Genomic DNA, 26,024 nt, shown 5'->3' on the forward strand with positions numbered 1-26,024 from the left:
AATGAGCAATTTATTCCCTCTTAAACAAGTAATAGGTTTTGCACTTTCAATAATCCTAACTTTAATCGCAGTTAGTGTTTATTTTCTGGATGTATCCTTTCCCATTATTATGACGATTTTACTTGTCACAGCATTTATTCAGGCAACCCTTCAACTGATTGTGTTTATGCACGCAAGTGAAACGAAGGATAAAGGAGCAATCTTTACAAACATTTACTATGCTTTAATTATTGCCCTTGTTACAGTATTCGGGACAATATTATGTATGGTTTGGGGATATTTATAATATCATTATATAAGCAGACAAATACTCTGATAGAAGTATTTGTCTGCTTTATTACATACGAAATTAATTAATAAATTATATATTTGTGTACCTTTTATCTGTTCAAGTAAAAGTAAATTTACTATATAATGTTGAGAAAATATTTGCGCTATTCTCCAAATAAATTCATTGGTACGGTTTTCAAAAATTCTCTCACTTCTCGAATGCCAGGAAGTTCACTTTCTACAAGCTCCACCCCGACAATTTTTGCTAGTGGCTGAAGCATCGGTCTTAATTCTTTAGAGACAAATATTTTACTTGGTCTTACCTCTAAGCCTTGTAAAAATGCCCATAACATGCCTTGTGCAATTGGTGGCGTTTTAGGCATAGAAAGCATTTCGTGTTCAATAACTAAATTGCTTCCTCGTTCAACAAGCATACCAGAAATCGGATAAACAGTGCGGTTCGTTTCTTCCGACTCTACGCCAAAAGGCATATAAAATAAATCATATTCTAATTGTAATGCACTTTTAGGTTTTTTCTTATATTTTGCTTTTTCAAACATTGATATTTCCTCGTAGCACTCATACGTTGGCTTCGTCATATTTATTTGCAAAATATAGATTTCTTGTAACTCACCATCCATTTGCACTTTAAACGTTGGATATTGATGTGCAGCTAGCTGCGGATATTCCCAGTCATCCTTCCGAGCTTCTGTAATATTAATCATCCTACTTACAACATCAATTAAAAGCTCTACCTCAAGATAATTTGGTCTTTCAGGATGCGTTCCCTCCAGATAGCTACGGAATTGAATCCAATTCTTCTTCCCTCTATACGACAGCCCATAATCTTTAATTAGCAGATAATCTGCTGTATCTAATTCTTCTCTATCAACAAAATTCACAGTTAAAGCATTTAAACCATAGGAGAAATCGCTCGATAAATTTTTCTCAAAAAGAATTTTTTCTAAGCTATTATAGCCAAGCTCCATGTCAAAAATCATTAATCCAAACTCTTCACCACCAGCTCCCATAACAGAAACAAGTACTTTGTAATCTACATCTTCAAAGTGAATGGCTACGACTTCATCATCCCTTAAATATTGCCATGGCTTTAATTTTTTTAGGTCATTAGTAAGCTCCAATAAAGTAAGATAATCTGGCTCCAGGTTTTCTAGTAAACTATTTGCCTCTTCATCCTCCCGTATCAGTTCATTAATTTCCTCCAAATCAATCTTGTCCATTTTACCTGTATGAATATTGCCTGCTCCAGCAATACATAAAGGAGTTTCAGAGCTCATCGGTAAATCCTCATTGCTCTCTAATCGAATAGTAAATGATGCACTATTATCAATTACATGTGCAATGGCTTCATCACCGGATTCTCGAAGCCATTCATCGACCAACTCTTCATCTGTATCTAATTCCTTATCATTTTTAGGTAAAAAACAAATCTTTTCTTTAGATACTCGTCCATCTTTTTTAACCATTTCAAAATCAAAATAGTCTGCCCCATCCAAATCAAAACTTAGTAATATAATTTCATCTAGCAAGGAAAAACTACTGCTCTTCGGTAACAATAACTTTCGATAAATCTCCGGTTTTTTCTTACTTTCAATATGCAACTGTATCATTGTTTACCCTCCTTCTTCTATTTGTTAAAGGATGCTGATGAAGCTATTGCTAATCTGCTTTCACACACAAATGCAATAATCACTTGCTCTATCTCTTCATTAAATACTTCTACTTTGTAGCTATTCTCAAAGTGAACCACTTTCTATTCACTTTACTAACAACCTATCCGTTCTGCAATACTTCGAAATCTATTTCTCACCAATTGTCACATACCTCAATACTTGTCGTGTTAATTGTGAAAAACAGCCTAAGTTGTCTAGTAACAGCGCTTTATCGTAATTATAAAATCCACATTTTAGAAAGCAAAATATAGTTTTCTGACTTTTATCAATTTTTGTTCAATTATTGACAAAAGTTGATTTTGAAACTTTTATAGACTGGTGGCATAGGGTTATCTATAGGACTTTATATGGACTTTAATACCTCTAATTAAATAAATAAGTCGAATTTTTACTAGTCTTCTTTTCTTTCTTATAAGGATCATCTGTGATTTCAAACTCCAATCAGAGCCTATTTTTTCTGATTTTTATCAAATTTCGTTCAATTATCGACAAAACTTGATTTTGAAAGATTTATAGCTAATGGTATGGTATTAACATCCCGGGGAAAAAGTAAAGAAGAATGATTATGAAAACAAAATAATGACAATTTTATAGAAAAATTTAATTTTATAAAAAAGGGTATCAATACAAGGTATCAATTCTTTGATATCCTTTTTTAATCGTTTAAAAGAAGGTGAAATCTTTGGGTTATATACTAATAAATATATTTATTTTATTACTTATCGTTTCATTTGCTGAATCATTAATGTATTTATTTAAAATAAAAAATACAAAATTAAAAAGCATTTTAACTTATATAGTAATGGCAGTAATAACGTTTATTACAAGTCAATATATACCTAATGATTATAAGGAATTTACAAAAACATTAGCTATAGCATTTTTAATTATAGCATTAGTATCTTTGTTTAAAAAAAACACAAATATTAATTAAACTAGTTTAAATTAAATATATTTAAGTTTATTAGTTTAATTTAGAGTGGAGATATTAAATATGTAGTAGGTGAAGTTGTTAATCATTAAGGTAGTAATTGCCTCAATTAAATTCAAAGTCGAATCATTTTTATAACTTCCAAAAATTGACTTAATGTAATCGATATATATGGCCTTTAGCAATAACTTGTTTCTTTTCACCTTTATACGAATAGGGAGAGTTATTACATTGAATAAAATTTAGAATGAAATGCGGCGTGATGTTCATAACTAGTCTATCCCCACTTTTTACCAAAGTAGACGAAAATCTATTTTCTACTATTTACTTAAGTATCGCTGTAGTTGGGGTTGGCTCGATGTCTTTATTCAATATAAAAAGAAGATGAAATACATTTTAGAAAATAGTAATTGATACTATAAAGCTCAATATTATATGGTAACCCTACCATACCTATTGAGCTTTTTAATTATGCTCTCATAATTCTCAGGTTCTATAGATGGTCCAAAGTTTACGCCCATATAGTTTTAACTTATATATTTTCCTAATAATTTATATAAGTACATAACATTATGTCCCATATCTTATACAATTATCGTAAAATAAAAACACAGACTTTTAAAATTAATACAAAGGGATGACTTACTTGCAAATACCTACATATGAACAATTTATGTTTCCTTTTTTAGAATATCTAAAAGATGAAAACGAACATACATTAAAAGAATTATATGAATTTTTACCTCAATATTTCAATTTATCAGAAGAACAAGTAGAAGAACTTCTCCCTAGTGGAAATCAAACAGTTGTCGTTAATCGAATAGGTTGGGCACGTACTTACCTTAAAAATGCTGGTCTAATCAACAGTCCAAAACGCGCTGTATTTAAAATTACACCCGAAGGCTTTAAACTTCTTCAAGATTCGTCTGTTAAAGAAATCAATCAGAACGTATTAGAACGCTACCCCCAATTTTTAGAATTTAAAAATCGTACAAAACCTTCCACAGATTCTGAAATAAAAACAGTTATTTCTGAGGATTCCAGAACCCCATTAGAAATTATGAATGAAAACTATCAAATCTTAAAGCAGTCCTTGCAAACTGAACTATTAGAAAAAATTATGAAATGCTCTCCTCAATTCTTTGAGCAACTAATTGTAAACTTAATCGTCGCAATGGGTTACGGGGGATCGATTTCAGATGCTGGGAAAGCCGTAGGAAAATCTGGCGATGGTGGAATCGATGGCATTGTCAAAGAAGACGTCCTAGGATTAGATAAAATCTACTTACAGGGAAAACGTTGGGCAAACCCAGTTTCAAGACCTGATATCCAAGCATTTGTTGGAAGCTTGGTAGGCTTTAAAGCTAACAAAGGTATATTTATCACTACATCTCGCTTCACAAAAGAAGCCATTGCATATTCCGAGAGTATTGATAAATCATTAATTTTAATTGATGGAATGAAACTTACTGAGTTAATGTTTTTATACAATGTAGGTGTATCGAGTGTTCAAACCTTTACGATAAAGCGTATAGATTTAGACTTTTTTGAGGAGAGCTAATAATAAGAAAATGCAGCGAGCTTCATTCGAAGATTGCTGCATTTTTTTGACCATCTGTTATGTTCAACAGAATTTTGTAATTGCCCTTATTTTCGATAATATATTTAATACTGCTGTCTATCTTAAATAAAGAATTAATATTTTCAAATCATAATTTTGTTTTCTATTCGTGTACTATATACATCAATTATTGAAGGAATATATGCATATTTACGTGCCAACAAATCACTGACTGAGTTATAACTACTAAAATCATTATCTATTTCCATTTTCATCTCACGATTCTTGCCTACACCATAAACACGTACTAGCCAAATTTCATCCTTATACTGAATGAATTTTTCTAATTCAGGCTAAGCCATACGTGCAGAGATTGGTCCTCCTGACATTTTAGACGTCCCTGGGTAAGTGCACACCCTTGCACTCGACTAACTCTCTACTTCTGTATTCGGCGTTCGGAACTTACATCCTATCGTTCATACACATGCTGGGTACAAAAAAAAGAAGAAGTAACTAAGTTACTTCTTCTTTTTTTATAGACATGTCCATTTGTCTTATATTACGCCATTTATAAACTTCCGAGGTATAGCTGACTCCCTTTTCAAATACATGGTGCCAAAAAAGTGTTTTACATATTATTTTCCTAAGAAAGAATTTAACATCCATATATGTTTTCAAGAGTTGAATATATAGCCAAAAGCATATCTCCAGTAATTTCATCCTTTACGGATTTCGCAATTTCCATTCCCTGTTTTAATTCAGTTATCATTTGAGTAAAGTCATTGACTGTTGATTGTACCATTTGTTCTGCTGTGTCATTTCCTTCTGCTTCTTTAATCTATGCAATCTCCAGTACCCCCTTCATTGTTAAAGATGGTGCCCTATCAAAATTGAATAATGTACTGTTAAATTGTTGGTACCAGTAAACTAAAGCAAAATAATTGAAAGCAAAGAAATTTCATATTAAAATAACATATAGATTATCGATAATCTATAATATATAACATTTTTACTAGCCACTCTATACACCCAGCTATTAAAATAAAGAGACATTAATTTATTGGAGTGGTTTGATGGGATTTAGTGAAAATTCAATTTCAAAAAAAACAATTGCAGAACAAATAGCAGAGCAATTATTATTTCGCATATTTTCAGGTCATTATGTACAAGGTCAGCGTTTGATAGAATCGGAAATCGCAAAAGAGCTACAAGTAAGTCATGCACCTGTCCGAGAGGCTCTATATCTTTTACAAAAAGATGGTGTAGTTGAAAAAATACAGCATAAAGGTGTAAGTGTTAAAATTATTTCGGATCAGGAATTGAAGGATTATTTAGAGACGCTTTATCACTTGTTGGATATTGCACTTACAAAGTGTGAACAAAAGTGGAATGCCGATTTTCAAAATGAACTATTACTTCGTTTTGAAACCATGAAACAAAGAAAGTCCGTTGAAAATATTTACGAGTATGTTGTATCGTTTGCCCACTTGTTAGAATTGTTTTTTGTTATTACAGGAAATATTGCGATGTTACGTTTCTTTAAAGAAACCATATTTGTTACAAATGTCGCAGCACAAACTAAATGGAAAATGAATCTAGTTGAATCCTATCATATGTCCATTCATACGTTTATCAAGTGTATAGAAGCCTCGAATTTTGAAAATGCACGAACGGCTATTAAAGATGTTATTTTATGGCATCATTTTAATTAAATTGTTTGGGGGCAAGGTATATGAAAGCAGCAGTTTGGCATGGTGTAAAAGATATTAGAGTTGAAGACGTTGAATTACGAGCTTTAAGAGAAGATGAAGTGAAAGTAAAAGTAGCATGGGCCGGTATTTGTGGAAGTGATTTACATGAATATCAAGAAGGACCAGTATTCATACCAGTTGATCAAAAAGCGGATTTAACTAAAGAAATTGCACCGCTGACAATGGGGCATGAATTTGCTGGTGTAATCGAAGAAGTTGGTTCTATGGTTACAAACTATAAAGTAGGAGACCGTGTGGTAATCAATCCTACATTAACATATAGAAAGAAACATGAAGATATAGATCGCTATGATGGATTTAATTTCATCGGATTACATGGAAACGGTGGGTTTGCAACATATGCTAACGTACCTGAATCAAATGTACATCATTTAGCAGACAACCTAACATTACAAGATGGTGCTTTAGTAGAACCGATGGCTGTAGCTGTACAAGCTGTTAAAGATGCTGGAGTTACTTTAGGAGATTCAGTTGCAATTTTCGGCGCTGGACCAATTGGATTATTAACAGTAATCGCTGCTAAAGCATCTGGTGCAAGTAAAGTCATCGTATTGGATTTATCTGATGATCGATTAGAAAAAGCGAAAGAATTAGGTGCAACCCATATTATTAACTCTGGTAAAGAAGATCCTGTTCAAGCAGTTCGAGCTATTGTACCAGATGGGGTGGATGTGTCCTTTGAAGTTGCTGGAGTTGCGCCTACTTTTAAACAAGCTATTGATGTAACAAAAGCACGTGGTAATATGATGATTGTTTCTATTTTTGCGAGACCAATTGAGTGGAATCCAATTCATCTTACAAACACTGGAGTGAATATCTTATCTTCAATTGTTTATACACCAACAATGTTCCAAAGAACAATTGATGCAATGAGCACTGGTCAACTAAATCCACAAGGAATAATCACAAGTCAAATAAAGTTGGATGAAATCGTTGAAAAAGGTTTTGAAGCGTTAACAAACGACAAAAACCAATCCAAAATTTTAGTCGAATTAAGTGGAGTAAAATAATCAACAATAGAGTAGATTTAAATCTAGCCTTTAAAAAAGGAGCATGGCCTATATTTTAGCTATGCTCTTTTATTTGTGATATTATGGCAGCTGCTCATATTGGAAAGAAACAATCATCCAATCAAAATATGACCTTGTATTAGCTTTGTAAAAGATTTGGTCAAATCTAGCAAGGGAAAGCCGTAGGAAAATCTGGCGATGGTGGAATCGATGGCATTGTCAAAGAAGACGTCCTAGGATTAGATAAAATCTACTTACAGGGAAAACGTTGGGCAAATCCAGTTTCAAGACCCGATATCCAAGCATTTGTAGGAAGCTTGGTAGGCTTTAAAGCAAACAAAGGAATTTTTATCACTACATCCCGTTTTACAAAAGAAGCAATTGAATATTCCGAGAGTATTGATAAATCATTAATTTTAATTGATGGAATGAAACTTACGGAGTTAATGTTTTTATACAATGTAGGTGTGTCGAACGTTCAAACCTTTACAATAAAGTGTATGGATTTAGATTTTTTTGAGGAAGGTTTATAAACCGAAAGAAAAATGCAGTGAGCTTATTTGAAGTTTGCTGCATTTTTTATGGTATATCAATATTTATATTAAGATATAAATTATTGTCTTAGTGGACTTTTCCTCTAACCAGGTATACTTCCTATCTGTTATAGTCCAGGGAATTTTGTGATTGCCTTTATTTTATGTAAAATAATAAATACCGCCGTCTTTTTTATGTAAATGAATATTTTAAAAGCTCTCCAGTAATATCCTACTAATTGATAAAATTCTTACTTAATCAAAATATTAAATAAGGTAACACTAATAAGCATCTACATCTACATCTAAATACATAATTGGCTCATCATCTTTTACATCCACCACTTTTAATCCAAATTTTCCATAAAAATTAATCAGCTTTTCAATTTTCTTTTTACGTTTTTCCTTACTTAATTTTGATTTTAATGGAGCTGGTTTTAAAACAAGATAATCGATATCTAAGACTTTACAAAATCGAATAAAATCATATAGTGCTTCGCTACCATGTCCTTGTCCACGGTGTTTCTTTAAAATCTTTATTGTGCTCAACGATTAAAATTTTCTTTTTAAAAATATCTACATCTTCATTTTGAATTTGCTCTAAAAATTTTATAATAACGTAATGTTCATCACTTGAAATAGAATCCGCTACATCACCAAATGCAAGTTCACTATTAAAAAGCTGAGCATTAAAAATATTATAATGAATATGTCCGATTTTTTTCTGTGTGTATTCATTATCTCTAATGATAGTAGAACTCCCTTTTACATAATTAAACTCATCATCAATAGTTAACATATTATTTAGTTCAATAACTATAAGAGTATCTTCTGCATACTTTTTCAAGATTAGCTTCTCCCCTTCCTATTTCTTCTTTACTTCCATACGCTATGTTAGAGAAAAAACCAAGTAATCCCTATATTCGTTTCGAACTTTTATATAATTCATTTATTATTTTCTACTCGTGTGCCATATACATCAATTGTTGATGGAATATATGCATACTTCAGTGTTAACAAATCACTGACTGAGTTGTAACTACTAAAGTCATTATCTATTTCCATTTTCATCTCTTGATTCTTGCCCACACCATATACACGTACTAGCCACATTTCATCCTTATACTGAATGAATTTTTCTAATTCAGGGTAAGAAATTGAATAGACCGCGCTTGTACTTGTTGATGTTGTACCCTTCACTTCAATTTTTATTGGTTTTGGAGGAGACTGTGGCTGTAGATAATCGAATGCTGTAATATCGTATCCTAATCCGTCACCTTGTGTTTGCGCTACATGCTCTACCTGTTCTCCGTATTTTTCGCCGAATACTTCTATTACTTTCTTTTTCACATATTCAAATACTTTTTGTTCTGCTATATCACCAATTTCTTTAAGCTTTCTCAAGTCTTTTTGTAGCTGTTGTTGACTTACTACTCGGCCACGTTTGTTAGTACCTCCTGCTACTCTGTTACTAACCCTAGACTCTCCCAGCTCGTAACTAGAAGTCGAAAACCTCTCCTCTTTAATTTCACCATCTTCTATTAGTTCTGCTTCTGCTTCTGCTTCTGCTTCTGCTTCTGCTTCTGCTTCTGCTTCTGCTTCTGCTTCTGCTTCTAAGCTACCTTCGTTAAGAAAGCTATCAAACAAACTAGCCCAGGCTTCTGAACAGGGAAATAAATAAGCCTGATTTCCTCGTCCATTTTCTTGAAAGGCTGAATATTTTTGCGGACGATCAGATTCCATATCTCCCCAAACATCTCTAATCATAATTGGATGTTCTAAAATTGTGTAATCTACATCCACCTTATACCCTTCATCTGACCATAGATTTTTCTCCTGTAGCTCATGCGGTTGTTCTGCAATATAACAATCAGACGTTGTTATGCCTACCGCTCGAATTGCTTGATCATAACAACTGTAAATTTTATTACCAGCCTTAATTGTAGCCATTCGTTCGTACGCATGGTTGCTATTTCCATTTTTATTTTTTTGTGGGGACCACATATATCCTCCGCTAATTTCTTCCTCATGTGTCGCATTTTGCATTACAATAAAATTACTCATATATTCACCCTTAATAGTCCAATAAACTTTCCGTATAGTTTTTAATATTATTTAAAAATTGTATTTTTACTATAATTTATGATTACTATATTGTCAAAAAGTTCATCAATAGGTAAATTTAATTAATCGTGTACAGTTAGGATCTATCAATGATTTTTTTACAATTCATACAATTAGTTTAATATATTCAATACGACGAACTTCCACAAAGTTTTAAGGATATATACTTAGCCATCAAATGTACGTGATCATTTCTAGAAGGTCTACGAACATTTCAAATATGCCATTTTCTAAGGTGATAAGAAAAAAGATATTGCACAAGAGTTCAACTCCCGTTCAATATCCCTATTCTTGAAAACATGTTATCACTGCATTTACAGTTATTGTATGGAGACGGCGGGAGTCACTACACACCGTTAAACCGTATTTACATAGTTACGATAAACCGTTATATATCAAGGTTTTATTCATTTTCTTGTGAATAAAATTACGATGGAAAGTAATGTTGTAAAACATATTTTGTACTTTTTTTGTACTTTATTTGTACTGAAAACCAAATGTTATTAACACGAAAATAAGTAAAACCATTGTTGAAATAAAATACTTTAAATACCATTCCCGAAGACCTTCTTCTTCCTCATATCCTTGTGGCATAAAGAAAAAATTATCAACGATTTTATAGATGCGTTTTATCATAATATATCCCCCTCATACTTCCAATGCAATTGCTCTTGTTGTTCCATGTATTCAAAATGAGTCATCTTCTATCTCCAACCTTTCTAATGCTTCTCTTGCTGTATCACCAGCATCATGTTCAACTACAGAATCCATATATTCATCAGAGTTGTAGCTGTATTCACGTAAATAATTTCTTTCATCCGCATAGAATCTTAATGCTTCAATCAATGCTTCTAATTTATCCATACTTATTCCCCCTTCACCATTCAAGCCAGTTTTCTAGATTTGGTCTACTACTTATTGATTGTGGAAGACTATCCCTTTCATCTAACCAATTATTGAAAGGCACCGGACGCTCTCTATGCGGTTTGTCCTCCGCAGTTAATGAATTAATCGACTTATTATTCAAACGCTCAACAGCCCTACTATAAGCCCCTACAAATATTGCTCTTAATGTACTAGCAATTGTTAATGTACCGTTCGCAATATCACGGATAATGTTAGCTAAAACATCTTTAGCGTTCACAAAATCACGTATATCGTTCATTTCTGTGGCTAATATGCATTTATGCAGTTGGTCTTTTAAATCGTCACGTATAGGCAACGAGTGCATGAAATCGAACAACATTACTTGGTACTCATTCATCCATTCCTTACAAGCTTCTTTTTCAGCATGAGCGTAATTATATATATCTTGTAAATTGCTTGTTTTTAAATGATTAAAAGAATTAGATGGTTGGTTTTCTGAAAAAGTCTCAGAAACCGTGTCATCACTAATGTCTTGCGCTGTCTCTCGTTGGGACACGCTCGATGGGACATATGGTAAAACACGATAAATACTAGCCCCTTTAATGCCGTTCAATTTAGTAGATGCTACCTTTTCAATGATGCCAAACTCAACCAATTTCTTAACGCTACGGTAAACAGTCTTTGTACTGATTTCTAATGCCTCAGCAATTGTGGCAGCCTTTAAATGACAAGCCCCAGGATGTTCCAAAGCGTGACTAGCAAGCTTGAAAACGATGGCACGTTCTGATTCTGTTAAGTCGTAATAGTGAGCCGCCATATGGTCCTCCACACTCTTATCCATATCTGCTACTGATTCAAATGTTTTGTAAGTTGTTAAATATTCAAATGCCATCGTTTTCACCTCGCTTTCTAATCACGAACCTTTGTGGATCCTAAACAGAAAAATTATTCGTCTTTTCTTAATAAAGATATTTACACTCAATGTTTTCTGCGCGTTGCTGTTGCTCTCTTAATTTGATTAAAATACTATCTAGCTTCTGCATAAACTCATCATTACTTGTTGGATAATCTGAAATGCGTTGTTCAATCTCAGTAATATTTTTCAAAAAATACATTTCAGCAAAGGTTTTTAAAAATGCAAAGTCATCAAGCGAGACATTAACTTTTTCCGTCATCCGTTACACCTACCTTTTGTTATTTAAAAACTCAATCGAGAGCACCAGCTGTGATGCCCCCTGTTCAGCTTTTAAATTTCCCCATAATTTGGTTCGCAGTTTATACAAACATCATCTGGATAATCCACAATATTTACATCTGCTTCATTAAAATTTTCACCGCAAATTGAACATGTAATTGTTTCAGAGTCAAACCAATCAAGTGCTTTATGGCTTTCGGCAATTATTTTGTTTGCTTCATATGCTCGTCTTTGATAGAAGCTATATTCAAAAATTAAATTACTGAATTCTTCTAAAGTTATATGTCCTGCTCCATACTTTCTAAAAGCTACAATAGCTGAAGGCTTTAACTGCTCCGCTTTTTGTACATACCCTTTTTCTAAATCGATGTTTAAATTTAATGCCCCTACCCAATATTTTTTTGTGTGTAGTTTGTACATAACACCATTCATTCTAATTCCGCCTTTCGTTTTTTAATTTCGTAACACGTAAATTAAATACGTATAAAATAACTTAATTACATAATAAATAAAACAAAAAGGTATGTCAATTACAAATTGCGTAATTAATTAATTTGATTTATAATTGTGTTATGAAATACAGATAAAAGGGGTGAATTGTTTGGCGCGAAAAGAATTAAAATTACGCTTACGTGTACTTCTTGCAGAGCGTGATTGGGAACAAAAAGATTTAGTCGAACGTACAAATTTAACAAATCGTGCAGTTAGCGAAATGGTAAATGGTAAACAAAAAAGCTATCCAAAGGCGTCACTTAATGAACTAATAAACGCTTTCGGGATAACCGACATGAACGACTTATTTAAAATTGTGGAAGTAGAAGATAATGAAGAAACAGATAACTAATTTGGTTGTCTGTTTTTTTTGTATGTACATCGAAGGTACAATTCCCTAAAATGGTAATAATAAGGGGGTTCTATAGAATGAAAAAATTAATATACTTAATAACACTTTTAGCTCTATTACTCGTAGCATGTGAAAAAGATGAAAAAAGTTTTAACTTCACTGTTGATGAATACGAGACTGCTTTAAAAAATATCATTAATGAAAATAAAGGTAATTCATTCATTGAAATGAAGGGTAAGGAGATAAAAGACGGCAAATATCAAATTGAATTAACCAGTGGGATTCTTGTAATTATAACTCCTGATAAAGACAGTAAAGTAAAAAATGTTAGCGTTGGGGCAACTTCAAATGCATTAATGGTTCAAAATAAAGAAGTGCAAATAGCATTTAAAGCTTTACTTAAAAGTGTAGATGACACACTAAGTGCAACTCAACAATTAGCTATATTTGATAAATTAAAAATAACAGGAAATAGCGATATGCTTGATCGTACAGAAGTCTACTCACTTAACAATATTATGTATACATTTAAAGGGAGTATCGAGAGGGATGCTATCATATTGCAAGCTAAACCAAATTAAGTCACTCAAACGAGTGGCTTTTTTTATTGAAAATTTTTAACAAAACAGTAAAATAAATCACCTATATCTATTTACTCTAGTATGTAGTTATGCTATAATAAGAGTATAGAAAGGGGGTAAGAAAAATGGAGATTGAAAGAGTAGTAGCGCTAACAGCGTTCATCAACTTAATAATCACACTGATTAACTTACAGATAGTGATTAAGAACAACAAAAAAGACACCACTTCAAAGAAGTAGCGTCCAACAAAAGTTTTAAAAAGAAGGTTAAGGCTAGCACCCTTAACCTTCACATTAAATATAAATGATTTTCTGATGATATACAATCAAAATGAAAAGAAGAGGTGATTTTCATGACAACTTTAACTTTAATTTTCACAGTTGCATCACTATTAGTTATTGGTGCAACAGTTGTTATAATGAGAAGAAAATAATAAATGCTAGGTGGTATAATCCTATGTCAAAAAACTACTCTTTCAATAGCAAAGAAGATTTTATTAAATTAGTTCAAACTGAAATCTTAACATCATCAGAAGTGTTGGAGGAATTGCAAATTTCTAGACAATCATTAAATTCACTTGTAAAGCGTGGAAAGTTAGTTCCTATCAAAGAGTTACCAAGAGATAGAATGTTTTTACGTGAAGATGTGGAAGCTAGAAAAGAAGCAGCAAAAGAATTATATGCTAAATACAGACCATATGACGAATAAACACAAAAAGCCCAGGTACTCACCGTTTTTATGATGAGCGCCTGGGCTTCAGTATTGTTATGATTAAATTCAAAAGGTACTGTTCTAATTTTGACTATTTCTTATTATTTCTACGCTGTTGAATCGTCATATGCAATCCTAATAAACGGTCTGTAGTCATGTTACCGTTTTGTAAATCCTTCAAATGTGAAGATTGAATAATACCATCCTTAATAGCCTGTGCGATATAATTTTCTGTTTCTGTTTTCATAGCAGGTGAACCCGGATTCCAATTTGTATTTGTCACTTTATTTCCCTCCTTTTTATCTGCCACAATTAATTGAACTTGTAATTTACTATTACTTGGTACGATTACTTGTCCTTCTAGCTTGTAGCCTTTCGGTATCTTCCAAGATGATTTAACTTCAAAATGAGGTCGGTCAATACTTCCTACCCAATCACCGCCCCATGTAATACCTAACTTACGAGCGATAGCACCAATTCGATTGAGCGTTGTCACGTCATATAATGATTTTGGAGGGCTTACTGCAACGTCCCATGCTAAACGACTACTGTGATTACTTGAAAGCGTCCAAGTAACAATTTGCCCTGGTCGTGTTCGTCCTTGTGCATATAGGTATTTTTGTCGTTCCTGAGAGCGATATGTTTCCGTGATGAAGATATTTTTAATACCAGCTTTAAAACACTCTTGAAACAACAATCGGCATGCTGTTTGTGCAGCTATTAATAGTTCAGAAAGATCTCGACATGTAGTAGTAACACTTGTACTCATTATGCTTCTCCCTCTTTCTTCATTTTTCGTTCTTCAGCACGTGCAAGCTTCGCTTCAATTTCGCTACGTACCCACTCAGTAAGCTTTGTAAGTAGCCAGTCTGGGAACCATTGTCCCCAACCTGCACGAATAGCGTTAGCAGTCATCGATTGAATAATGTGATACAACAATCCAGCTGCTAATAAACCAAATACAACCCCAGGCGCACCGAAAATCATATCTAACAAATGTCCACCTGCAGGTAGAAGCAATAAAAAGAAGCTACGGAATAAACCATCGATACCATACGATGACCCGTAACTTTTATCTTTCTTACTTGCACGAACTCCACTAATCCAATCCATTACTAAAAAGAAAAAGAGTGCGGTCATCGTATACATTACGACTTCGCCCTCTCCATACAAAAATTCAAATAATGGTACAAAAATAGCACCTACAAAACTAGCTATTAATCTTTGAACATTTTCCATAGAACACCTTCCAAATGTTATGACTTATCAATAATTTCAACTGGTTGTAATCCTAACTTTTGTCGATTTTCATTAATTCGTTGTTTCCCTTTTTCGCAGTATTCCGGCTCTAATTCGAAACCGATCCATTTACGTCCTGTGTTGTCGCATGCTACAGCCGTTGTAAATCCGCCCATACAATTGTCTAACACTGTATCGCCTTCGTTAGTGTAAGTTTTAATAAGATACTCAAACAATGACAGAGGCTTTTGAGTTGGATGAAAAGTACCACTATCACGCGGAAAATCAACAACCGACTTAGGATAATTTTTCTTTTTTACAACATGAGGCTTTTTTAGTGTGTCATTATTTTTACCTAGCACTTGCATTCTAGGCGAATTCTTAATAATCACTTTAGGCTTAACATATTCAACACCTTGTGGATTGTAGGTCGGTAGCCGTTTATAAAAAACACATACATTTTCATGATTCTTCATTGGCATTCTATTAGCATTTGGGAACCCTGTTACATGATTACCTTTCTTCCAAATCCACTCATATCTAAACAATTTAGGATTGGACATAATTAATTTACTGGTAAATGGCTGGCTTGCGGTTAATATAATTGCTCCGTTATCTTTTATAATTCTCTCGTACTGCTCCCATAAAAGCTCAAATGGAATGATGGAATCCCACTTGCAATTTGTAGTTCCATAAGGCAAATCGCACAGGATCATATCAACCGAATTGTCAGGTATATATTTCATACCTTCCAAGCAATCCATGTTATAGATGGTGTTTTCGCAAATTTTCATTTCTTTTTTCCTCCCGATATGTAATAATAAATATCAGATAGGAACATTTGTTCTTATTGTGAAGTAAGAGGTGTGCTTTTATGCACGCCTCTTTTTTTATTTCATGTGAAATCCCAAGCGTTTGGGATTTTAAACAATAAAAATAACGCTAAGCTTCTGCTTGCGTTTCTCTTAAATCATATTTGAATACATGTACGTTTAGTTCTTCTACCTCACCTACTTTAATCTGTTGGTGTAATAAATTCGTAAGTAACTTTCATTACTTGGTTGTTGTTCTTAGTGATTGGTGCTGCAAGTTTGACACGAGAACCAATGTACATTTTATCGACTATATACCCGTTTTGTGTATAAATCTTGTCTTGGCGAATAGCACCAACTGCTCCACTAGTTAGGATTGGATAGTTGAAATCCTCTTCATGATTCCAAAACCTACCAGAAACGATAAAGCCTTCAGGAATCTTGAAAAGGTAACCACTTGAATAGCTCCCTGATGAACTGTTCTCCATCGGATATACTTTCTTATCAGCGAAAGTAGTACCATCAAGAACGAACAGCTGTTTTGGTGTAGAGTATTCGCCGATATAGAACTCATTCTTCACCGGATCGTAATCTATCCCACCAGCGTTTTGGAGTGTCCAAGTTTTTTCCTTTACTGGAGTGGCTGTCAAATCGCTAAGAGGCATTGACCATAAAACATCGGCAGCATCTTTAACAAAGTAAAACCTATCACCTTTGATTGTAAAGTCTCGGAAGTTATTTACTGGCTTATTGTAGCTGGCAATAAGTGCAAGTGTTGTAGCGTCCCTAATTTCGATTTGTTTATCGGCACTCGGTTTAAACATGTAAAGTTTATCTTGGTGTTCAACTACTTTGACTATACCGACCAATTCAGGAACAGGCTTTTCTCTATAAGGTGAACCATTTACGGCACCGCTTATAGGTTCGAAATTGATACTTTGGAAAGTTCCATTACCTTTTTCTGTTGACCAATCGAATACTAGCTTCGCTTGTCCGAAGATTGTGCGGGATTCATTACGATTAATGTTTCCCTCTTTCATATTCGTTGTGTTACTGTCTGAATTGTCTGTTCGTGCAAATGCTGTAGCGTTCGCCTTACGTAACCATTCATTCATCGGATCTTCTGGTGAGGCATCATTCGTCAAAATAATGTAACGGAATAGATCCGCATAACGTTCTGAGGCCAAGTAGTTAGTAGTTACACCATCTGAATGTCGATATCGTGTGAAGATATCACTAATGTAAGAGTTAAAGACATGCTTCAACACACCCTGTGAGATAAAGTTATGTGTTTTCTCTTCATGTTGCAACTCCCCAGATTCTGCATCGAACAATTGCACAGTAATTAATCCCTGTACTTGTCCTTTTTGTATGATTTGCTCTACAACATCCTTCATGATTTCACCTCCAACGTAATGACCGGTTCGTTATGCTTCACAGCAGTACGGAAACGATCTACTTGACTCTTGTGAACTTCATCACTAAGTGGACCTGGCCATATCGGAACACCAATAGGGCCTCCACCTCCACCATTCATTACAGCATCAACTAATGCCTTGTCCCATTCTTCTTCCGTGCCTTTGTATCCTGCAGCAACAGCCGCAGTATACGAATTGTCACCTTTAAGTGATCCAAGCCATTCTTGCTCTGTTCCTTTAAAGCCGTTATTAACGGCTACTTTGTAAGCTGAATCCCCAGGATTCCCTTTCGGACCTGGTAGACCCTGCTCTCCACTACCACTTGAAGATGTTCGAGGGATAAACTTCTCACCATCCCAATATTGCGGTATGACTGCGCCAACTGCATCACGGATTAGCTTCTTTTTTGTAAAATCAACACCTTCTCCGCCTGGTACTACAAAAACTTGCTTTACATTATCCCAACCCTGACTAGGTATAGGGCTTCCCAATGCATCACGGATTAACTTTTCTTGATTAAATTTTGTCATATTATCACCTTCTGTAGTTTGTTAATGGCATCCGCTTGCATTTTATTTGTGTAATCTTTAATTTAAATCGAGGATAGTCTCTACCTTCGTCTATTGTCCATACCGTATCAAAATCCCATCCATCGAATGTTGATTGTGTTTGCATTTCTGTAGTTGTACGTGCCTCGGTGTAAATTTCTGTTACTTGCTTCCAGAAATTTGACCATACTTCACCTGTTATAGGTTGTGCCCTATAATAAGGTTTTGGCCACCATGAGGGAGGACCTGTACTATTCCATTCAGGCTCCCAATAATCACGATCTTTATTGTACTGTGATTCGTAATTTACATATAATTTATTATCTGTGCCTCTTATAAACATTTCTTCAATATAATTTAAATCGCTAGACCAACCCCGCATAGTTACACCTAACGATACATCACAATAACAGGAAATTATTTCAGCACCGTAATTTTTAGCAAAAACATCCAACTGTTTCCTACTACGTGACGAATAGTTATAAATCTCTACACATGTATAACAATTCTCAACATTACCACTATATAGAACGTTAGCAAATGTACCAGCCTGTATATACTTATCATCTGGCTTATCTTCATCTTGTACGCCACCAATTTTACCTGTAACATAACAATCTTTTATAACAGCATTGGAATAGCAAACAAGCCCTCCCGCCAATCCTGCTGTTATATCTACATCAGCAGAACACCTATTTATTATTGTCCCTGTACCAGCTGAACTTATCAGGCCGCCTGTACTACTGTGTACATTTGTGGATTCCATTTTGCCTGTTACATGGCAATTGGTAATTGTACAATCGTTTGTTGATGATACTAAAATAGCTATCCAGGTCCATAACGTGTTAGTAATATACGCATTATCAATCGTGATATTTAAAAGTGTTGCTTCTATTGCTGAGCTGATAAAAGCTGGACCCTCAATATCTTCAGTGATTGTTAAATTACTTATCGTATATCCACCACCATTATAGGTACCACCAAACGCTTTACCTTGATAGCCTATTGGTAGCCATTCAGCACCTGATAAATCGATATCCGCTACTTGTTTATAATAATACTTAGGGTTTTCATTATTTTTATTCCTCACATTGATAAGGTCTTGTACAGTTTTAATTAAAAATGGGTCATCTTTTGTACCAGTTCCACCACTAAACATCATCCCCCTCTCCTTCTTCCTCTTCTTCTTCTTCAATTCCCTCTTGACACATGGCTTGTACACTTATATCTACATTTCCGCTTTCCAAGCCTATCAAATTAATTTTAACGCCTGTATATTTATCTTCTGCATCTTTAATTAATTCCCATAGTGCTGTTATCGGCTCTGCTTGCTCTACCTGGCCAATCCCCGTAGTCACACTAATTACTTCATCGTAGGAAGTTGTAAAAAGAAATTCAGCCCCGTCACTATCTGCTGATACAGTTTCTGACTCTAAATAATACGTTGGTCCAAGTAAACCAGGGTCAACAACCTCATCATTTTGTGCTGTAAATCTAAAAGCATACCAAGCTTGCCTATGCTTTGATGAGTCAAATTCTGATGGTGGTTTTTCAAGAATACTAATAACAATGTACATCACATTTTTACGTGGGAAAGTCCAATCCTTTATACCCTCGTATGATCTGACAGTTCTTATACCTTTACTGCTGTAAGTACGTATACTAACGTAATAAGAACGATATTTTCTTAATAACTTCAAGCGTAATCCATTGTGTTCGAGTAATGCTTTATAAAATATTTCTGCTTGAATAGCATTTAATGAAGGACTAGCAGGTACTAACACACCATTTAATTGTAAACAATTCACTTCTCCAATACGTAACTCGAAAAGAGGTTCAAATGGTATCTTTTCGAAAGCAACTCCATACATCACATTCTTATGAACAGTTGGATCAAATTGTGAATTTGGAACTTCTGAAATAGTAATTAATAAGTATTCTGCACCATCACGCGGTAGTTTCCAATTGAGCAACTGATCCCTTATCGTTTCATACTCGTACACAAATGGAACACCGTCAGAGCCGAACGTCACAATATTTATTTTATAATTACTAAATTCAGGCCTTAATGATAATTTAATACCTCCGTACTCTTGCATCAGGTGATAGTTTAACTTGACAGAAAAATCATCAAGCTCTATATTTTCCCCTTCTGTGTCAATTAACAAGCTACTGTTGCCTAACATGTTGTTCTTACCAATTTTAAATTCACGTAACGGGGCAATATAAACTTTATTGAATTTCACTGCATAATCTCTTACTTTGTGAATCTCTGGATTAAGTTGTTCGAGTGGCACTTCACTTATGGTAATACTGATTGCTTGCATTTTAGGTTTTGGAAATGTCCAGTTACTCATAACGTCAGTTATTTTCTCAAGTTTGTATTCTTCAAATTGATTGTCCTCATACCACTCACTAATGTACACGTGGTACTTACTGTATTGGGGCTTAACCTTTAAAGACATACCTTTTAGTTCACCTTGGATATAATAATCAATAGAGGTAGATATATTGTCAGGTAAGATTTCTTCCTCGCCAAGTTCGATCCCATCAAGAGCCATACAATTGATCTTGCCCATTTGCCAACTCTGTAAAAAGTAATTTAAGGTAGGGTCTTCTTTCTCTTCATATCCCTTATCTTCATTCATGACATTCACAATATCACGTATAACTTGCCCTACATCCAACTTCGGTACTTCTTTAAATAAAGGATTATAGCGTTTACCTACGATACGTTCCGTTGCATCAATGGCTAAATCTGTATCAATCATGCGAACGGTATCCCCTAGCTCAGCTGATACGATTTCTTGCTGTTGAGAGCCTGACATTTTACTAAAATCGATAATGTCTACTTCATGTGCATATTCAAACGAAAAATTTTCATCCAAATCAATTTTTTGTGTAATCGATTGAATGTTTTTCCCAACCTCTAACTTAAGGCTTTTATTGGCACCACGTCTGTTATGAATCGTAATGACAAACTTGTTAAATTCAACTTCTAACCCATTTTGGCGTGCAAATTCATTAATGCGACTCCTACCACCTTTAGCGCTTGGCCTATAGTAATAATAACCGCCTGCTAAATCAATAATCTGAAATCGGTTCATGCCCCAGCATTGTGAAATGATACTCCGTGGTGAACCCTCATAAAATTCTTCTTCATCTTCTGCTACAAAGGGCGCTTCCGATGGATTATTTAATATATAACTTACATGCTCAAGCATCAGCTTAATTGCTTTACTTCGATCACGCTGCTTGTCTACCCCAGCAATAATAAAATAATCCCTATCCATTTCCACTAAATTAGGATAGTGTAAAAAGGAGGGGAATATATTTTCAGCCATTTGTATGTCAGCAGTGTATTGGTCATTGATGACTTCATAAATCTCTGCGTTAATGACATTTTCAAGCGTACCGATAAGCGATAGATTGCTATGATTTAAAACCTTAATATCGTAACTCATACAGCCACCATATCAGGTGAACAACGGAACGTTGCCCAAAATAACCCGTCATCCACGATACGCTCAAAATCTTCACTAGAAATAAACTTGGCCATGTATGCCCACTTTGAATCTTCATCAAAAATTAATCGCTCTTTCTGCGATGATTTAAAATAACCACGCAAAGCCCGACAAGCATCATAATAGGTTTGACCAGGCAACGGTGTAAGTAGGAATTGTATGCGAATTTCAATATCACTTTCACTATTATCAGTTACCACTACACTGCCACTAACCTCCGGTAATTTTATAAATGAATCACTAAATTCACCAAAAAGGGGCCTCTCGGTGTCCATAACCTCAAGCCCAAATCGTGAACAGTGTATTCCTTTAAATGTGATGTCACGCATACTATTTCCCCCTTCGATCACGTTGCTGCTGTTCATAAATTTGACGTGTAATTTTCTTAACATCAGCTTCTTCGCGAATAATAAATTGTGCGCCCTCTAACATGCGTTCATAATTATTGTGAATTATTTGCGGTTCTTGTTGTCCTCCACCTGCTGCATCAAATATTGCTTTACCAATTGCACCTAACACTCGCTCATTAAGAGGTAATACGGCTTCTGGACCAGCTTCTCCTACCCCGTGTAATCCATTTCCTGTATTAAACAACGTTGGCTTATTAAATACGCCACCTTTTGCATGCCATTGAATATCGATTTTAGGAAGCCCTTCACCGAACCAATCTAATGGATTGATAGAGCCCTTAATACTAAATTTAGGCTTCTTGAGCTTTGGCCAATTAAAATCGAATTTAAAGAATCCCTTAATAGCATCTATTGCTTTTTTAACGGCATCCTTTGCTTTGTTTATTGGTGTCTTAATGGCCGAATAAATAGAATCCCATTTTTCTTTGACCTTCCCAAGCAAATCACCGAATGAAAAGAATCCTTTGATTTTGTCGACAACAGTCTTAGCAATATCGGAAATTTTTGACCAGATATTCGAAAAGAAGTTAGAGACACCTGTAAAAATTTCAACTGTCTTACGTTTTATTGTGTCCCAGTTTTCAACAATCGTTTTTACTAATATGCCAACTGGTCCAGTAACGACAGCAAGGATGGTTTTCCAGTTTTCCTTCAGGAAGTCGACTATAGCGCCACCAGCTTTTTTAAAAACGCCAACAATAAAATCCCATAAATCTGTGAAGAATTCTGCTATAGAATCCCAGTTTTCAATAATTAACGGAACTGCTATGGTTAACGCTGTGACCGCGATACCAATTGGTCCTGTTAAAGCGCCAAAAGCAAGTCTTAAAGCTGGTAAGACTTTCGAGGCTAGATTAGCAATGACCGGAATGAGTTTACCTAAAATCGAAGCAAAGCCAGCACCACCCTTTCCACCACCAAATAAGGTTGTTATGGTGTATACTGCTGGGCTGAGTGCGGTAAATGCACCTACTAATGTGCCAATAGCACCGACAACACCAACAATAATCGATGCTAAAGTGGAATGTTCTTTTGCGAAACTAGCAATACCCGATACTACTTCAGTAATAACACCAAGCAACGGATCAAGTCCTTCTTTTATATCTGATATGGCTTGTTTTAATGAAACCATCGGATCTGTGTCTAATTCATTCGCCATTTTGTTAATTTCTGCTTGACCTTCTGAAACAGTAATCTGTCCATTAGCTACATCATCTAGCACACTAACAATTGCATCGCCCTGGTCTTCCCACATAGTCCCGAAAATTTCAACGCCAATCGTTTCACGTAAAGTAGCATCTTCTATTGTTGATAACCATGTTGCCATCTCGGAGAAAGCTTTCGAACCTTCTTCGCCACCTTTAGCAATCGCTTTTCCCCATCCCTCTAACTGAGAGAATAAGGCTTGTACAGCAGCACTGTCAGGAGGGTCTTTTGCTATCGCTAACTTTTCGGCATTCATGGCTTTAAATGAATCTAATTCAGCTTTGTGCGCTTCTCTTACAGCATCCATTTCATCACTTAATCTCTCATTAAGTGCTTCTTTACGATTAGTATGTTCCTCTTGAAGTGCCGATAATTTCGCCTGATTCACTTCTCGTAACGCATCAATCTGTGCCTTATTAGATTCACTAAGTACCTTTAATTCCTCTTGTTTGCGTTGTTGAAAAGCTTCTTTTTGAGCGTTATGCCGTTCTTGTAAGCCTGCTTTTTCAGCTGACTGCATTTCTTTTAATGCATTTTTCCGCTCATCAAGTCCACTTTTTAACGATTCTTTTTCGTTTGCAATTTGCTCCGAAAGTTGTTCTTTTCGAGTTTCAGTCTCTGTTTTAAGCGCTTCTTTTTTAGAATCCGATGCTTCTTTTACTGAATCTTTTTGGCCTTTTAAAACTTCAATTTGTTCTTTGCGATCTTCTCTGATTTTTTCAAGACGTAACCGTTCTTCAAAATCACGTAATTCTCGCATTGCGTTCTGGCGATCCGCGTTCGTTTTCGCATTATTTACACGTAAGGTTAATTCAGCACGCTTCTGTGCGTTTTCTTGCTTCTTAATGGCTTTATCTTCAGCTTCGGTTTTAGCATTTAATGAATTTATTTGATTGTCTAAAGCTTTTAACTGATTATACTTTTCTTCATCAATAAGCTTCATGCGCTCTTTGTATTCGTTGTCTATGAGCTTTATTTTTTCTTGAGAGTTTTTCTCAAAAATTTTCAACTCTTCTTGTTGCGCTTTTTCAAGCTGACGTAACTGTTCTTGCTGATTTTTAGTTAATGTCTCAGTTTCAGCAGTTAATCTTTTTTCCAATGTTTTTTGTTGCTGTTCATAGCTTTTAACCGTAGCATCATAATTAGCACTTAATTTTTTTTCGAGTGCTTTTTGTTGCTGGTCATAACTCTTAGATACAGCGTCATACTCATTTTGCAACATTTTATCTAAAGCTTTTTGTTGTTGAGCATGACCTTTTGAGATGGTCTTCTCTCGATTACTTAGCGATTTTGCCATGGCAGCTTCTTGTTTAGAAAAGTTAGCTTCCATCGCGGAGAGTTGTTCATCTGACATTTTTTGCGTATCCCCAACAACATCGCGAATAGCGTCCTTCATAGATTCTTTCAATCCATTGCCCATTTCAACAGCGCGAATACGCCCTTCTTTCAAGCCATCTAGCAAGTTGTCGATATTCCAGCTTTTTTCTTGAGCAGCTCTCGCTAAGATAGTTTCAATCTCCTGAGCATTGTAGCCCGCTCGTTTTAGCTGTCCGCCATATTCGCTTATAATATCGAGCTGTTCAGGCGGGAAACCGATTTTCAATAAACGACTAATTAAGTTGGTTGCCTCGATATTGGATATACCAAGAGCTTTGCCAACTTCATTCGTTTCTTGAATCAGTTCAGTAAAATCGATTCCACTATATGCTCGGGCAATGACAGCTGCACCATTTACAACTTCTTGATTAGCCGCATCTGTAGCATCTTTATTTAAAGCCCATTGCCTACGAACTCCTTCGAGTGAGGCTTCTCCATCAACACCGTACGCTTCTACATCTCGTACAGCCTGTCTAACGGTTTCTCTTGATGATTCAGGTACATCAAAAGAAATCTTAATAGACGTATCCAAACTAGCGCTTTCTAATGTTGCTGATACTGCTGTACCTACACCTATAGCCGCAGTCGCTGCACCTGCCATAGACTTTAAGCTATCCGCAAGACCATTCACTTCTTGTTCAGCTTCATTTGCTTCTTGTCCCAATCGAGCTAAATCTTGTCGGACTTGTTCAACAGAAGAACCGCTGTCTAACGAACGAATGGATGCTCGCAACTCTGTTATATCACGACCTGCGTTTAATGATGAGCGCGCGATTTTATCGAATGCAGTATCTAATTCTTTTGCACTGGCAGAACCATTTTGGATAGCTCTTGTTAAATCTCGCCCCAATAAATCAGAAAAATCACCAACCGATTGGCCAGTGACTGAAAATAAATTTTGTAGTTGTCGTAAAGACTCCGTTTGATCAGCCTGAGCTTGCTTAGCACGTTGTAATGCTTGTTCTGTTCCTGTGATGGCATTGGCTGCTTGTTGTTCAGCAATTTGATTACGTTTAAGCTGTTCCTCTAGTTTTTTTGCTTCCTCTGAATTTTCACCCCATAGATTTTTTGCACGTGCTAAAGTTGCTGTGGTTTCTTCTGTTTTACGCTTTGCTACTTCATAAATTTGTTGTAAACCACTCATTTTCGCCTCTAACTTTTCAGTCTCAGAAGCATTGTGTTTCATCTGTTCTTGCTGAAGCTTCATCTCTTGACGTAATGATGTTGTTTCTTTGTTCATTTCCGTCATTGATTTATTAAATTCTTGGTTAAATGCCTTGAAGGTTATCTTGACTTCGTTGTTATTGTTAGCCATATACTCACTCTCCTATCAGGCTATTACTCCACCCATCAAACGCCAATTTATTCGCATAAATTCGTTCCACTGTTGCTATTGG

Annotated in this window: 26 protein-coding genes and 1 pseudogene; 9 read left to right on the plus strand and 18 right to left on the minus strand. The window is 35.1% G+C overall.

The genetic code is table 11. The features are described 5' to 3' along the window. Position 1: 1 nt before the first annotated feature. Entirely contained in the window at positions 2-286 is a 285-nt protein-coding gene (qoxD, locus tag ACIQ7T_RS07275) for a cytochrome aa3 quinol oxidase subunit IV (protein ID WP_370042430.1), read from the plus strand. Positions 287-434: 148 nt separating this feature from the next. Here qoxD and ACIQ7T_RS07280 read toward each other — a convergent pair whose 3' ends face one another. After that, positions 435-1,901, minus strand: a complete 1,467-nt coding sequence (locus ACIQ7T_RS07280; RefSeq protein ID WP_402869394.1) for a DUF7309 domain-containing protein — start codon at positions 1,899-1,901, stop codon at positions 435-437. Between the two features lie 745 nt (positions 1,902-2,646). On the opposite strand from ACIQ7T_RS07280, the gene ACIQ7T_RS07285 reads away from it, so the two are divergent. The 5 genes and pseudogenes from ACIQ7T_RS07285 to ACIQ7T_RS07305 form a co-directional block, all read left to right on the plus strand. Continuing rightward, positions 2,647-2,898 carry a hypothetical protein gene (locus ACIQ7T_RS07285; protein ID WP_402869396.1) on the plus strand — a complete coding sequence of 84 codons (252 nt, stop codon included), beginning with the start codon at positions 2,647-2,649 and terminating at the stop codon, positions 2,896-2,898. A gap of 643 nt (positions 2,899-3,541) precedes the next feature. Further along, positions 3,542-4,456 (plus strand): restriction endonuclease, encoded by a 915-nt coding sequence (locus tag ACIQ7T_RS07290; protein ID WP_402869398.1) that lies wholly within the window; start codon positions 3,542-3,544, stop codon positions 4,454-4,456. A 1,073-nt stretch (positions 4,457-5,529) separates the two neighbouring features. Further along, positions 5,530-6,168, plus strand: coding sequence for a GntR family transcriptional regulator (locus tag ACIQ7T_RS07295; protein WP_387083571.1), 639 nt, complete (start codon positions 5,530-5,532; stop codon positions 6,166-6,168). Between the two features lie 20 nt (positions 6,169-6,188). Next, positions 6,189-7,238, plus strand: coding sequence for a 2,3-butanediol dehydrogenase (locus ACIQ7T_RS07300; RefSeq protein ID WP_402869400.1), 1,050 nt, complete (start codon positions 6,189-6,191; stop codon positions 7,236-7,238). A 188-nt stretch (positions 7,239-7,426) separates the two neighbouring features. Then, a pseudogene (locus ACIQ7T_RS07305) lies at positions 7,427-7,771 on the plus strand (restriction endonuclease); the annotation flags it as partial. A 282-nt stretch (positions 7,772-8,053) separates the two neighbouring features. On the opposite strand, the gene ACIQ7T_RS07310 reads toward ACIQ7T_RS07305, so the two are convergent. The 8 genes from ACIQ7T_RS07310 to ACIQ7T_RS07345 form a co-directional block, all read right to left on the minus strand. Then, positions 8,054-8,320, minus strand: a complete 267-nt coding sequence (locus ACIQ7T_RS07310; protein WP_402869402.1) for a hypothetical protein — start codon at positions 8,318-8,320, stop codon at positions 8,054-8,056. Further along, positions 8,271-8,618 (minus strand): hypothetical protein, encoded by a 348-nt coding sequence (locus tag ACIQ7T_RS07315; protein WP_402869404.1) that lies wholly within the window; start codon positions 8,616-8,618, stop codon positions 8,271-8,273. Before ACIQ7T_RS07315 ends, ACIQ7T_RS07310 begins: the two co-directional genes overlap by 50 nt. A gap of 98 nt (positions 8,619-8,716) precedes the next feature. Further along, positions 8,717-9,835 carry a protein NO VEIN domain-containing protein gene (locus ACIQ7T_RS07320; protein ID WP_402869406.1) on the minus strand — a complete coding sequence of 373 codons (1,119 nt, stop codon included), beginning with the start codon at positions 9,833-9,835 and terminating at the stop codon, positions 8,717-8,719. A 537-nt stretch (positions 9,836-10,372) separates the two neighbouring features. Then, positions 10,373-10,531, minus strand: coding sequence for a hypothetical protein (locus tag ACIQ7T_RS07325; protein WP_402869408.1), 159 nt, complete (start codon positions 10,529-10,531; stop codon positions 10,373-10,375). A 51-nt stretch (positions 10,532-10,582) separates the two neighbouring features. Next, positions 10,583-10,759 carry a hypothetical protein gene (locus ACIQ7T_RS07330; RefSeq protein ID WP_402869410.1) on the minus strand — a complete coding sequence of 59 codons (177 nt, stop codon included), beginning with the start codon at positions 10,757-10,759 and terminating at the stop codon, positions 10,583-10,585. Positions 10,760-10,772: 13 nt separating this feature from the next. Then, positions 10,773-11,654, minus strand: coding sequence for a helix-turn-helix domain-containing protein (locus ACIQ7T_RS07335; protein WP_402869412.1), 882 nt, complete (start codon positions 11,652-11,654; stop codon positions 10,773-10,775). 67 nt (positions 11,655-11,721) lie between these two features. Then, positions 11,722-11,937 (minus strand): hypothetical protein, encoded by a 216-nt coding sequence (locus tag ACIQ7T_RS07340; protein WP_402869414.1) that lies wholly within the window; start codon positions 11,935-11,937, stop codon positions 11,722-11,724. Positions 11,938-12,008: 71 nt separating this feature from the next. After that, positions 12,009-12,389 carry a hypothetical protein gene (locus tag ACIQ7T_RS07345; protein WP_402869416.1) on the minus strand — a complete coding sequence of 127 codons (381 nt, stop codon included), beginning with the start codon at positions 12,387-12,389 and terminating at the stop codon, positions 12,009-12,011. A 169-nt stretch (positions 12,390-12,558) separates the two neighbouring features. Here ACIQ7T_RS07345 and ACIQ7T_RS07350 point away from each other — a divergent pair, with 169 nt between their 5' ends. From ACIQ7T_RS07350 to ACIQ7T_RS07360, 3 genes are all read left to right on the plus strand, one after another. Beyond that, positions 12,559-12,801: a helix-turn-helix domain-containing protein gene (locus tag ACIQ7T_RS07350; RefSeq protein ID WP_370048262.1), complete on the plus strand. Its 243-nt coding sequence runs from the start codon at positions 12,559-12,561 to the stop codon at positions 12,799-12,801. A gap of 77 nt (positions 12,802-12,878) precedes the next feature. After that, a complete protein-coding gene (locus ACIQ7T_RS07355; protein ID WP_402869418.1) occupies positions 12,879-13,382 on the plus strand; it encodes a hypothetical protein in 504 nt (167 codons plus the stop codon). 456 nt (positions 13,383-13,838) lie between these two features. Continuing rightward, positions 13,839-14,090 (plus strand): helix-turn-helix transcriptional regulator, encoded by a 252-nt coding sequence (locus tag ACIQ7T_RS07360; RefSeq protein WP_402869420.1) that lies wholly within the window; start codon positions 13,839-13,841, stop codon positions 14,088-14,090. Positions 14,091-14,184: 94 nt separating this feature from the next. Here ACIQ7T_RS07360 and ACIQ7T_RS07365 read toward each other — a convergent pair whose 3' ends face one another. From ACIQ7T_RS07365 to ACIQ7T_RS07405, 9 genes are all read right to left on the minus strand, one after another. Beyond that, positions 14,185-14,862, minus strand: coding sequence for a M15 family metallopeptidase (locus ACIQ7T_RS07365; RefSeq protein WP_402869422.1), 678 nt, complete (start codon positions 14,860-14,862; stop codon positions 14,185-14,187). Next, the gene (locus tag ACIQ7T_RS07370; protein ID WP_402869424.1) at positions 14,862-15,332 is read right to left on the minus strand and encodes a phage holin family protein; all 471 of its coding nucleotides are present in this window, start codon (positions 15,330-15,332) and stop codon (positions 14,862-14,864) included. Before ACIQ7T_RS07370 ends, ACIQ7T_RS07365 begins: the two co-directional genes overlap by 1 nt. Before the next feature lie 17 nt (positions 15,333-15,349). After that, on the minus strand, positions 15,350-16,126 hold the full coding sequence (locus ACIQ7T_RS07375; RefSeq protein ID WP_402869425.1) for a DNA-methyltransferase: 777 nt from the start codon (positions 16,124-16,126) through the stop codon (positions 15,350-15,352). 221 nt (positions 16,127-16,347) lie between these two features. After that, positions 16,348-17,541, minus strand: coding sequence for a hypothetical protein (locus ACIQ7T_RS07380; protein ID WP_402869426.1), 1,194 nt, complete (start codon positions 17,539-17,541; stop codon positions 16,348-16,350). Then, positions 17,538-18,092 (minus strand): hypothetical protein, encoded by a 555-nt coding sequence (locus tag ACIQ7T_RS07385; RefSeq protein WP_402869428.1) that lies wholly within the window; start codon positions 18,090-18,092, stop codon positions 17,538-17,540. The genes ACIQ7T_RS07380 and ACIQ7T_RS07385 overlap by 4 nt, the downstream gene beginning before the upstream one ends. A gap of 4 nt (positions 18,093-18,096) precedes the next feature. Next, positions 18,097-19,269, minus strand: a complete 1,173-nt coding sequence (locus tag ACIQ7T_RS07390; RefSeq protein ID WP_402869430.1) for a GLUG motif-containing protein — start codon at positions 19,267-19,269, stop codon at positions 18,097-18,099. Continuing rightward, positions 19,262-21,574: a hypothetical protein gene (locus ACIQ7T_RS07395; protein ID WP_402869431.1), complete on the minus strand. Its 2,313-nt coding sequence runs from the start codon at positions 21,572-21,574 to the stop codon at positions 19,262-19,264. The genes ACIQ7T_RS07390 and ACIQ7T_RS07395 overlap by 8 nt, the downstream gene beginning before the upstream one ends. After that, entirely contained in the window at positions 21,571-21,963 is a 393-nt protein-coding gene (locus ACIQ7T_RS07400) for a distal tail protein Dit (RefSeq protein WP_402869433.1), read from the minus strand. Before ACIQ7T_RS07400 ends, ACIQ7T_RS07395 begins: the two co-directional genes overlap by 4 nt. Position 21,964: 1 nt before the next feature. After that, positions 21,965-25,942 (minus strand): tape measure protein, encoded by a 3,978-nt coding sequence (locus ACIQ7T_RS07405; protein ID WP_402869435.1) that lies wholly within the window; start codon positions 25,940-25,942, stop codon positions 21,965-21,967. Positions 25,943-26,024 lie beyond the last annotated feature (82 nt).

Origin of the sequence: Lysinibacillus sp. NPDC096212, from assembly GCF_044763105.1 — a bacterium.
In the GTDB taxonomy this organism is placed as follows: domain Bacteria; phylum Bacillota; class Bacilli; order Bacillales_A; family Planococcaceae; genus Lysinibacillus.